We start from the raw sequence: 11,839 nt of genomic DNA on the forward strand, positions 1-11,839 counted from the left end.
GTGGACAGCCATACTTCCGAATTATGGCAGCAAATTTTATCGATTATTCAAACCAAATTAAGCAAGCCGAGCTTTGATACCTGGTTTAAGGCTACTAAAGCGATAACCTTCAACTCCCAGGTTCTCATTATCTCGGCACCTACAACGTTCGCAGTAGAATGGCTGGAAAGTCGCTACACCAAACTAGTAGGAGCAACGGTCTACGAAGTCACTGGGAAACAAGTGGATGTAAAATTCGTGATTGAAGAAAGCAAGCCGCCTGAGCTTGTGGTTCAACAATCCGCTCCCACTCCCGTAGTATCACGAGAAGAAGCGCAAACGCATCTACTCAATCCCAAGTACACTTTTGACACTTTTGTAATCGGCTCCGGCAACCGTTTTGCGCATGCAGCCTCACTGGCAGTAGCCGAAGCGCCGGCCAAAGCATACAATCCCTTGTTTTTATATGGTGGTGTAGGTCTGGGCAAAACCCATTTAATGCATGCCATTGGGCACTATGTTCTAGAACATAACCCGAATAACAAGGTTATTTACATCTCATCAGAGAAATTCACGAATGAATTTATCAATTCAATCCGTGATAACCGCGGTGAAAGCTTCCGCAATAAGTATCGTAACGTTGACATTTTGCTTATTGACGATATTCAATTCCTCGCTGGAAAAGAGTCCACGCAGGAGGAGTTTTTTCATACGTTCAATGCGCTCCACGAAGAACGCAAGCAAATTATCATCTCCAGCGACCGACCGCCAAAGGAAATTCCCACACTGGAAGAACGGCTACGTTCCCGGTTCGAGTGGGGCTTGATTACGGATATTCAACCACCCGATCTAGAAACCCGAATTGCGATTTTGCGCAAAAAGGCGAAGGCAGAGAACCTTGATATCCCTAATGAGGCCATGATGTATATTGCTAACCAGATTGACACCAATATTCGTGAGCTGGAGGGTGCATTAATCCGGGTTGTTGCTTACTCTTCGCTAACTAACCAGGATGTAACCACTCATTTGGCAGCTGAAGCACTCAAGGATATTATTCCTTCCAGCCGGCCTAAGATGATTACCATCGCTGATATTCAGCAAAAAGTCGGTGAATACTACAATTTACGCCTTGAAGACTTCAAAGCGCGAAAACGTACGAAAGCCGTAGCTTTTCCACGTCAAATCGCAATGTATCTCTCCCGTGAACTAACCGATTATTCGCTCCCTAAGATTGGTGAGGCATTCGGAGGACGTGACCATACGACCGTAATTCATGCGCATGACAAAATTACACAGTCATTAAAGGTCGATCAGGAGTTGTACAAAGTGGTAAATAATCTTGCGGAGAAAATTAAAAATCCTTCCTAAGAGGAACAAAGAGCCTATACACAATCTATACACATGTGGGTAGGCTTAATTTTATGCTATTTGATAGGGTTATCCACATATTAGACGCCCCTACTACTAATACTATTAAATAACTATAATAATTCATCATGTAAAGACGCGTAATAAAGAGATACCAATACAACGAAATTCCCAATTTTTCAGCTAGGAGTGAAATCATGAAAATAAGCATTCTTAAAAATGAACTCAACGAATCCATTCAACACGTATCCAAAGCTATATCCAGTAGAACAACCATCCCTATTCTGACCGGTATTAAGCTGGAAGTTAGCCATCAAGGCGTCACATTAACTGCAAGCGACACCGATATTTCGATTCAATCGTTTATTCCAGCAGAGAATGACAGCCATACGATCGTGAAGATAGATCAGCCAGGAAGTGTTGTTCTTCCCGCTAAATTTTTCGTCGAAATTATTAAGAAGCTGCCCTCCAAAGAGATTCACATGGAAGTTAAAGAAGGATTCCAAACGTATATTTCTTCTGGATCCACTGAGATTCAGATCGTAGGTTTAGACCCTGAAGAATTCCCGGTGCTACCGAGTATTGAGGAGAACGATACGATCTCCCTGCCAGGTGATTTGCTGAAAAATATGATTAAACAAACCGCTTTTTCTATTTCTACCCAAGAGACAACTCCGATTTTAACAGGTATACTGTGGAATCTGGCTGATAATGAGTTTAAGTTTACAGCGACAGACCGTCACCGCTTAGCTACAAGAGCAGCAAAACTAGAAGGTACGGAGAATGTCCAATTTGCAAATATCGTAATCGCCGGTAAAACTCTTAATGAGCTAAGCAAGATTATTCCTGATCAAAATATGCTCGTTGATATTGTGGTTGCGGACAATCAAGTTCTCTTTAAAATCGACAAAGTACTGTTCTATTCACGGATCCTTGATGGAATTTATCCGGATACTTCTAGAATTATTCCAACAACCTACAAAACAGAACTAACTTTGGACACAAAAAAATTAAGCGAATCGATTGATCGTGCTTATTTGCTGTCCCGCGAAGAAAAAACCAATATTGTGCGCATGCAGACGCTTGAGCAAGGCGGTATTGAAATTTCATCTAGCTCTTCTGAGCTTGGTAAAGTTCGCGAAGAACTTGAAGTCATTGATTTCAAAGGTGAACCGCTCAAAATATCTTTCAACTCCAAATATATGCTCGATGTCCTAAAAGTTATTGAGAGTGAGCAGCTTGTAATAGCATTTACAGGAATGATGAGTCCGATCATTTTGAAGCCGCTCGATCAAACCAATAGCTTGTATATTATTTTGCCTTACCGTACAACAAATTAATGCCAACATTCATGAACATGTGGATAAGTGGCTGAAAGGATAAAAACCATGAAAAAAATACTTATCCACAGTGGATATATTAAGCTGGATCAATTCCTGAAACTTTCTGATTGTGTATCCACAGGTGGAATGGCTAAAGCTTTGCTGCAAGAAGGACATGTACTTGTTAACGGAGAAGTAGAGGAACGGCGCGGAAGAAAACTTTATCCGGGTGATCAAATTGAAGTGCAGGATAACGGCACATTTCAGGTTGAAGGCGGAGGAGTCAAAGAGGAGTAGGCTAGGGGAGGAACCATTTCGTGTTTGTTAAAAATATCGGTCTGCAGCATTATCGGAATTACGGGCTGCTGCGTCTGGAGAGCTTGGGCGATGTGAACCTGATTCTGGGTCAGAACGCCCAAGGCAAAACAAACCTCATGGAGGCATTGTTCGTCCTGGCGATGACCAAAAGCCACCGCACCTCGAAGGATCGCGAACTTATCTCATTTGATGCCCCTGGAGACGCTGCTCAGATCATTGCCGAGGTAGAACGTAAGTACGGCGATCTCAAGCTAGAGCTCACCCTATCTGCCAAAGGTAAAAAAGCTAAGATTAACGGTTTAGAACAGCGACGTCTTAGTGAGTTTGTGGGATCACTCAATGTGGTCATGTTTGCACCGGAAGATTTAGAGATAGTCAAAGGCACACCTGGCATCAGACGGCGTTTTCTCGATATGGAGATTGGCCAAGTCCAGCCCAGTTATCTATTTCACCTCCAGCAATATCAAAAAATTCTCTTACAAAGAGGCAATTTGCTGAAGCAGTTGTGGGGGAAAGAGGCAGCGGGAAAAGACCTTTTGGAAATTTGGGATGCTCAACTTGTGGAGCACGGTGTTAAAATCGTCAAAAAAAGGAAACAATTCATAAAGAAGCTGCAAATATGGGCTGAAAGCATACACCGGGGGATTACGAACGGCGGAGAAGAACTGAAATTGCTCTATGTCCCCTCTTTCGGCGATCGGGATGAGGAAGATGAAGCTGTCTTATTAGACAATTTTATGTTAAAGTTATCACAAACGAGAGAACAAGAAATCAGGCGCGGTATGACGCTGACGGGTCCCCATCGGGATGACCTGTCCTTTTTTATCAACGGAAGGGAAGCTCAGGTCTACGGTTCTCAGGGACAGCAGCGTACAACGGCTTTATCGCTCAAGCTGGCGGAAATCGAGCTGATCCATGAAGAAATCGGAGAATATCCTGTGCTGCTTCTTGATGATGTTTTATCCGAGCTTGATCCTTACCGACAGACCCAGCTTATTGAAACCTTTCAAAGCAAGGTACAGACATTCATTACCGCTACCGGGATTGAGGGTCTGAATGCCGATAAATTAAAGGGCGCCAGCCTATATCATGTTCATGATGGAAAAGTGGAGTTATAAAGAGCGGAGGAAGATCATGTATATTCATTTGGGCGGGGAGAAGATTATTCGCTCTTCGGAGTTAATTGCAATATTTGATATTTCGATTGAGAAATCTTCCAAGGTGTCTAAGCAATTCGTCATTCACTCTGAGCAGGACAAGAAGCTTGAGCGGATTGGTGAAGAGGAAGCAAAATCTATTGTCGTAACTAAAAATATCGTGTATTACTCCCCCATTTCCTCCTCCACTCTCAAAAAAAGAGCCAAAATTTTGCTCGAAATATAACTTGCGTTTAGTAACAAAGAGATAATCTGAAAGAAGTAGGTGAAGGCATGTCAATGAATCAACCGACATATGATGAGAGCCAGATTCAGGTACTGGAAGGGCTAGAAGCTGTCCGGAAACGTCCGGGCATGTATATTGGTTCCACTAGTTCTAAAGGTCTCCATCACTTGGTGTGGGAGGTCGTAGATAATAGTATCGATGAAGCCCTAGCAGGTTATTGTGACCGGATTCAAGTGATTATTCATGAGGATAACGGGATTACTGTTATCGATAATGGACGTGGCATACCTGTAGGTGAAAATGAAAAACTTAAAAAGTCGACGCTTGAAGTTGTAATGACAGTACTGCATGCAGGCGGTAAATTCGGCGGCGGCGGATATAAAGTATCAGGCGGCTTACACGGTGTGGGTATCTCCGTAGTAAATGCCTTGTCTGAGAAGGTTGTTGTTAATGTTAAGCGTGATGGGCATATTTATCAGCAGGAATACAGACGTGGTGCACCACAGTATGAGATCAAAGTTGTTGGAGATACGGAAGAGACAGGTACGACTACAACTTTTCATCCGGACCCTGAAATCTTTACTGAAACCACGGTCTTTGAATATGCGACACTGCTTACTCGTATTCGGGAGCTAGCTTTTCTTAACAAAGGAATTGAGCTTTCACTGCATGATGAGCGGACCGATGTCACCAACGTGTTCAAATATGAGGGTGGTATCGTTGAATATGTGAAATATCTGAATGAGAAAAAAGAAGCGCTGCACGAGGAACCAATCTACGTGGAAGGCTCACGGGATATGATTCAGGTTGAAGTAGCTCTCCAATATAATGATTCGTATACAGAGAACATCTACTCTTTTGCGAATAATATTAATACCCATGAGGGCGGAACGCATGAATCCGGCTTCAAAAGTGCTCTAACACGTATTATCAACGATTACGCCCGTAAAGCGGGTGTGCTGAAGGATGGTAATTCAAATCTGACTGGCGACGACGTGCGTGAAGGATTGACAGCCATTATTTCTGTCAAAATTCCAGAGCCTCAGTTCGAAGGTCAAACGAAGACTAAGCTCGGAAATAGTGAAGTCCGTGGAATAGTAGAATCACTGTTCGGAGAGAAATTGCAGGAATTCCTGGAAGAGAATCCGGCAGTATCACGCCGTGTCCTTGAGAAGTCGCTTTCAGCTTCACGTGCACGAGAAGCCGCTCGTAAGGCTCGTGAGTTAACCCGCCGTAAGAGTGCGCTTGAAGTCAGTGCACTACCTGGTAAACTTGCGGACTGTTCATCCAAGGATGCGTCTATCAGCGAACTGTATATCGTCGAAGGTGACTCTGCGGGTGGATCGGCCAAGCAGGGCCGGGATCGTCATTTCCAAGCGATTCTACCGCTGCGTGGTAAGATTCTAAACGTAGAAAAGGCACGCTTAGACCGTATTTTATCCAACGCCGAGATCCGGGCTATTATTACTGCTCTTGGTACAGGAATCAGTGATGATTTTGACCTATCGAAGGCTCGTTACCATAAAGTCGTTATTATGACGGATGCCGACGTCGATGGAGCTCATATTAGAACTCTGTTGTTAACATTCTTCTACCGTTACATGCGGAAGCTAGTAGATGCAGGTTATATCTATATCGCACAACCGCCATTGTTTAAGATAGAACGCAACAAAGTGATCCGTTATGCAGGTAGCGAGAAGGAACGCGATGAGATTATCGCCTCTTTTGGTGAGAATGTTAAGGTCAATGTTCAGCGCTACAAAGGTTTGGGTGAAATGAATGCTACCCAGCTGTGGGACACGACGATGGATCCTGAGGCTCGTATGATGCTACAAGTAACGATTGAAGATGCGATGCTCGCTGATAGTATCTTTGATACGCTGATGGGCGATAATGTTGAACCAAGACGTGACTTTATCCATGAGCATGCGAAGAGCGTCAGATACCTTGATGTGTAACAATTACATTCAAGCATAAACGCCTTCGGCGTCCTTATAAGGACGATAAGCGTTTAAGCGAGAAATATAAGACATAAAGTATGGTGTAAAACTTATACTTTCTTATATTTTAATAAAACCTCCGGCTTCTGTTCCTAACGGAATGAGAATGCTGGAGGTTTTTTTGGTTTCAGAGCTGATTTTTAGGCTTTAGTATATTGCCTATTGCGGGTAGTATATGGGGATTTTCTAGCTTTTACACGTCCGTATGCTACAGCATAGCGGTGTATTCTACGATAGATAGATTTATCAGGAAATAACTTGAATACAACAATGGATGGAAGCGTGTTGACCTCAAGCAGCCACATATCCATATGTTGATCCATGGCAATATCCAGACCAATTTCTTTAATTCCTGGATAGGTGGTTTCCAATTGGCCTGCAATTTGTACCCCTAAAGATTTTAATTGATTAATCGTGGAGAGTGTTTCAGAAGGGTTCATATGATTTTTTAATAATGTATTTACTGACAGAATACTGCCTCCACTATGATAATTGGTGACGATTTTCTGAGGGGCAGCTACTCTTCCGAGCATTCCTGTTGTTTCCCATGCACCTGATGGAGTCTTTTGGGCAAGAACTCGAAGGTCGAAGGGACGATCTTGATGACGCAGGAGATCAATTCCTTTTTGGACGAGGTAGGTACGGTTCTGAATTCGTTTCTGTAAGGCCTCATGCAGCTCTTCGGGGGAGAAGAAAACTTCTGCCGTCTTTGCATATCTTAAAATATATAGGACCTGTGCTTCTTGCTGTTCTCTCTCCTCGTTATTGGCGGTGACAGTCATTTCAGTCTTCTGCTGGCTAGGACTTAAAATCACCGTACGCTGCTCAGCTCTCATTACACCAATACCAAAGCTTCCGCGATCAGGTTTTATATAGACCATGGCATATAACGCAAGCATTTCTTTAAGAACATTTAAATCATATTTACGAGTATCAGGCACATATAGAGATAGAGATTGATTTTGAAGGATAACTTTTGTTTTAGCCCATTTACTTGGGACTCGTTGAATCTTCATTATCTTCCTCCTTAACAATTTTGTGCAGCATTTGCTCTTTTGAATTCCCTTGTACAAAACTTGCTGTGGAAGCATAATCTTTGGCAGCTGAAAACCAGGACAAGCTACCTAAACAATGGTATAATATAAGGATATGGGGTTATGCCTTATCGAACGATACTAGGATAATAAAACCGTGTTTCTTGTCTTTACAGTCTATGTACTAAAGACATTTGCGGAAAGGGCGAATACCCTAATCAGCGCAAAAGAAATCAATATTAGAAGATAAAAGGCTATCATGTTTAATTGTGCTACTTTTGTGAAAGTAATATAATTAAGGGTAGCGGTTTTTTAACTGAAGGAGGTCCAGCAACTCATGGCTGAACAAAATAACCCACAAGTCAAAGATCGGGACATTGGCGTGGAAATGCGTGAATCCTTTATGGATTACGCAATGAGCATCATTGTTAGCCGGGCTTTGCCAGATGTGCGGGACGGACTCAAGCCGGTTCACCGACGCATTTTGTTTGCGATGTCGGAACTTGGAATGTCTGCGGATAAGCCTCATAAGAAATCGGCAAGAATCGTCGGTGAGGTTATCGGTAAGTACCACCCTCACGGTGACTCAGCCGTCTATGAAACAATGGTACGGATGGCTCAGGATTTCTCTATGCGCTATATGCTTGTGGACGGTCACGGGAACTTTGGTTCGATTGATGGTGATATGGCTGCAGCGATGCGTTATACAGAAGCCCGTCTTTCCAAGATTGCAGGCGAAATGCTTCGAGATTTGAACAAAGAAACAGTTGATTTCGCACCCAACTATGATGGTGAAGAGAATGAGCCAGTTGTATTACCAGCTCGCTATCCGAACCTGCTCGTTAATGGGGTATCTGGTATAGCTGTAGGTATGGCTACTAATATTCCACCGCATAACCTAGGTGAAGTTATCGATGGTGTGCAGGCGATGATTAAGAATCCTGACATCACCCCTATGGAATTGATGGAGTATATCCAAGGCCCAGATTTCCCAACGGCTGGATATATTTTGGGTCGTGAGGGTATTCGTCAGGCTTATCGTACGGGGCGTGGTTCAGTGACCATGCGTGCAAAGGCAACGATTGAAGAGAATAACGGTAAGGCTCGCATCATTGTACATGAGCTGCCGTATCAGGTGAATAAGGCGAGACTGGTTGAGAAAATCGCAGAATTAGTACGTGAGAAACGGATCGAGGGTATAACGGATCTTCGAGATGAGTCTGACCGTAACGGTATGCGTGTAGTTGTCGAGATGAGACGTGATGTGAATCCAAATGTTGTGTTGAACAATCTATATAAACATACTTCTATGCAATCTACATTTGGTATTAACATGCTGGCCATCGTGAACAACGAGCCGAAAATTCTTAATCTGCGTGATGTGCTCTATCATTATTTGCAGCACCAGATTGAAGTTATTCGTCGTCGTACTATATTTGATCTTAAAAAAGCTGAAGCACGCGCTCATATCTTAGAAGGTCTGCGTATTGCGCTGGATCATCTGGATGAAGTGATTGCGTTAATTCGAGCTTCTCGGACAACGGATATAGCCCGCGAGGGATTAATGAGCACCTTTAGCCTCAGTGTAGAGCAGGCTCAAGCGATCCTCGACATGCGGATGCAGCGTCTGACCGGTCTGGAAAGAGAAAAGATCGAGAATGAATATAACGAATTGCTAGCTAAAATTGCAGAGTACCGTGAAATTTTGGCGAATGAGCATCTTGTACTGGAAATCATCAGTAACGAGCTGCAGGATATTCGTGATAGATATTCTGATGAACGCCGGACAGAGATTACCGTTGGTGAAGAAAGTATCCTGGATGAAGACCTTATTCCGCGTGAAGAGGTTGTTATCACTATTACACATACGGGATACATCAAACGTCTACCTGTAAGCACCTACCGCAGTCAGAAGCGTGGAGGGCGCGGAGTCATGGGGATGGACACCAAGGATCAGGACTTTGTGGAGCATCTCTTCGTGAGTAACTCTCATAACTATCTGATGTTCTTTACTGATAAGGGTAAGGTGTACCGGATTAAAGCTTATGAGATCCCAGAGCTGGGACGTACTGCACGTGGGACACCAATCATCAACCTGATTCAAATTGAACAAGGTGAGAAGATTAGTGCCGTAATCCAAGTGGAAGAGACCGATAGTGACAAGTACTTGTTCTTTGCTACCCGCGAAGGTATCGTGAAGAAGACGCCGCTTGAGGATTACAATAACATCCGCAAAGGCGGACTTATCGCTATTAACCTTCGTGAAGAGGATTCTCTAATTGAGGTTAAGCTGACAGATGGACAGCAAAATCTTATTATCGGTACAGCTCGCGGAATGTCGATTACGTTCTCAGAGAATGATGTTCGTTCTATGGGTCGTAGCGCGACAGGCGTGAAGGGCATTACGCTTGATAGTAATGACCATGTCATCGGTATGGATTGTGTCGATAAGGAGCTTGAGGTTCTGATTGTTACTAGCAAGGGTTATGGTAAACGGACACCAGCCGGTGACTATCGTTCCCAGACTCGTGGTGGTAAAGGAATCAAGACCATTAATCTCACTGAGAAGAATGGCCCTGTAGTTGGTCTAAAAGTCGTTAAGAACGATGAAGACTTAATGATCATTACTACAAGCGGTACCTTGATTCGTACCAGCATGGATGGAATCTCTACTATGGGTCGTTATGCGCAAGGGGTTAAGCTAATTAACATCCGCGAGGATGATGCAGTGGCTACTCTGTGCAGAGCAGATAAGAACGAAGAAGACGAATTGTCTGAAGATATGGAAGGCCTCGAGGAACAAGTAACAGTAGATGAATCTGGTGATATTGATCAACCGGAAACAATCGCTGAGGATCAAGAAGATAATTTAGAGTAGGTTTTATTCAATAAAGAGCAAGGGCTTCTATTACAGAGACCCTTGCTCTTTTTGCTGTGATTAATTAATAGCTAGTTATTTAATGAAATTTAATGAGAATTTTTATAAGAATAGTTTTCATTTCACTAGTCGCTTCCTTTTATCCGTACTATAATTAGCCGATAGAGTATAAATCAGTATATAAAGTACTATTTTCTCAGAAATTATCTGTCATATTAGATTTCGGTAATCCTGAGCTTATTGTTATAGAAATTAAGGGGCTGAGTATATGCCAAGTGTATTGGCTGGAGAAGTTAAAGCGGGCTCAAAGATAACCAAAGATGTAATTACACCTTTGGGGGGGATTTTGTTCACCAAGGGAAAAATACTACTCCCCCGTGATCTAGAAATTTTAGAAGCTTTTTTGGTTGGGCAAGTGGAGATCGAAGGTGTTCAGGGAGAGGCCAACTCTGATGCTGTCAAAAAAAACGCCAAGCAGACAGCACTTAAAGCTGGAGCGATTATAAATGAATCGATGCTGATCAAGAACAATTCCCCACTACATGATGAATATGAAAAAATGATCGCACTTATTAGGACCAGCTATCGTTCGGTAACGGCAGCCTCACTTCCTATTTTTGAGTTGCGGAGTCAATTAGAGTTACTTATTAGTCATTTGAAGGATTATCATGTGTTGAAGTTTTCTCCACGTACGCTAAAAGACGAGGATTACAACTATCACAATGCCGTACTGTCCGCGTTAACATCATATAAGATCGCTCAGTGGTGCGGGTATCCGCAAAAGGATTGGATGCAGATCGCTTTTGCCGGATTGCTACATGACATCGGAAACGCAAAAGTAGATAGTTCTCTTTTACATAAGCCGGAGTCACTTAATAGTGCTGAAATAGAAGAGGTTCGCAGACATACTACATATGGCTATCAATTGTTGCGTAATGTTACAGCGATTAATGAAGGGGTAAGACTAACAGCATTGCAGCATCATGAGAAGGTTGACGGGTCTGGATACCCACTTAAGCTAGAAGGTAGCCAGATTCATTTTTACGCTAAAGTAGTTGCGGTAGCAGATATATTCCATGCAATGACTCTAGAAAGGGCCTATAGAAAAGCACAGTCTCCTTATTTAGTGTTAGAGCAGATAATGACAGAAAGCTTCGGTAAGCTCGACCCAGTCGTTGTACAGACCTTTATACAGAAGAGTACCGATTTGTTTAATGGAACCAGAATACGTCTGAGCGATGGACGTCATGGAGAGATCATATTTACTGACCGTGCTAATCCAACACGTCCTATGATTAAGGTAGATGGTACGATTGTGAACCTAATGTTGGAGCGAGAATTGTATATTCAGGAGATCATTGCTTAGAGAAGGAAGTATTAAGAGACTGTATAAATGAGACTGTGCTAAAAGGTATATACCAATATATAAAGGGAGATTAATAGCACAGTCTCTTATTTATAGATTATATTTAAAAAAAGTGTTGCAATGAATCTCTATACATGATATATTCTATTTCTGGCCGAGAAACACACATGCCGAGCTCGAAAAAGAAGTAA

9 protein-coding genes are annotated in these 11,839 nt (G+C 42.8%); 8 read left to right on the forward strand and 1 reads right to left on the reverse strand.

Annotated features, from left to right (window positions below):
- From dnaA to gyrB, 6 genes are all read left to right on the forward strand, one after another.
- A complete protein-coding gene (dnaA, locus tag NSS87_RS00005; RefSeq protein WP_042183777.1) occupies positions 1-1,347 on the forward strand; it encodes a chromosomal replication initiator protein DnaA in 1,347 nt (448 codons plus the stop codon).
- A 197-nt stretch (positions 1,348-1,544) separates the two neighbouring features.
- Positions 1,545-2,687, forward strand: coding sequence for a DNA polymerase III subunit beta (gene dnaN / locus NSS87_RS00010; protein WP_339244164.1), 1,143 nt, complete (start codon positions 1,545-1,547; stop codon positions 2,685-2,687).
- 48 nt (positions 2,688-2,735) lie between these two features.
- Positions 2,736-2,966 (forward strand): S4 domain-containing protein YaaA, encoded by a 231-nt coding sequence (gene yaaA, locus NSS87_RS00015; protein ID WP_042123047.1) that lies wholly within the window; start codon positions 2,736-2,738, stop codon positions 2,964-2,966.
- A 20-nt stretch (positions 2,967-2,986) separates the two neighbouring features.
- Positions 2,987-4,105 carry a DNA replication/repair protein RecF gene (gene recF / locus NSS87_RS00020; protein WP_042123050.1) on the forward strand — a complete coding sequence of 373 codons (1,119 nt, stop codon included), beginning with the start codon at positions 2,987-2,989 and terminating at the stop codon, positions 4,103-4,105.
- A 16-nt stretch (positions 4,106-4,121) separates the two neighbouring features.
- Positions 4,122-4,370: an extracellular matrix/biofilm biosynthesis regulator RemA family protein gene (locus tag NSS87_RS00025; protein ID WP_036677731.1), complete on the forward strand. Its 249-nt coding sequence runs from the start codon at positions 4,122-4,124 to the stop codon at positions 4,368-4,370.
- Between the two features lie 47 nt (positions 4,371-4,417).
- On the forward strand, positions 4,418-6,328 hold the full coding sequence (gene gyrB / locus NSS87_RS00030; RefSeq protein ID WP_042183779.1) for a DNA topoisomerase (ATP-hydrolyzing) subunit B: 1,911 nt from the start codon (positions 4,418-4,420) through the stop codon (positions 6,326-6,328).
- Between the two features lie 182 nt (positions 6,329-6,510).
- On the opposite strand, the gene NSS87_RS00035 is transcribed toward gyrB, so the two are convergent.
- On the reverse strand, positions 6,511-7,386 hold the full coding sequence (locus tag NSS87_RS00035; protein ID WP_339244167.1) for a YheC/YheD family protein: 876 nt from the start codon (positions 7,384-7,386) through the stop codon (positions 6,511-6,513).
- A gap of 355 nt (positions 7,387-7,741) precedes the next feature.
- Between NSS87_RS00035 and gyrA the strand changes: the two genes are divergently transcribed.
- Complete coding sequence (gyrA, locus tag NSS87_RS00040) at positions 7,742-10,282, forward strand: DNA gyrase subunit A (RefSeq protein ID WP_042183783.1); 2,541 nt, start codon at positions 7,742-7,744, stop codon at positions 10,280-10,282.
- Between the two features lie 268 nt (positions 10,283-10,550).
- Positions 10,551-11,648: an HD-GYP domain-containing protein gene (locus tag NSS87_RS00045; RefSeq protein WP_339244169.1), complete on the forward strand. Its 1,098-nt coding sequence runs from the start codon at positions 10,551-10,553 to the stop codon at positions 11,646-11,648.
- Positions 11,649-11,839: the final 191 nt, after the last annotated feature.

Origin of the sequence: Paenibacillus sp. FSL F4-0243 (genome assembly GCF_037963295.1) — a bacterium.
Classification (GTDB): domain Bacteria; phylum Bacillota; class Bacilli; order Paenibacillales; family Paenibacillaceae; genus Paenibacillus_AQ.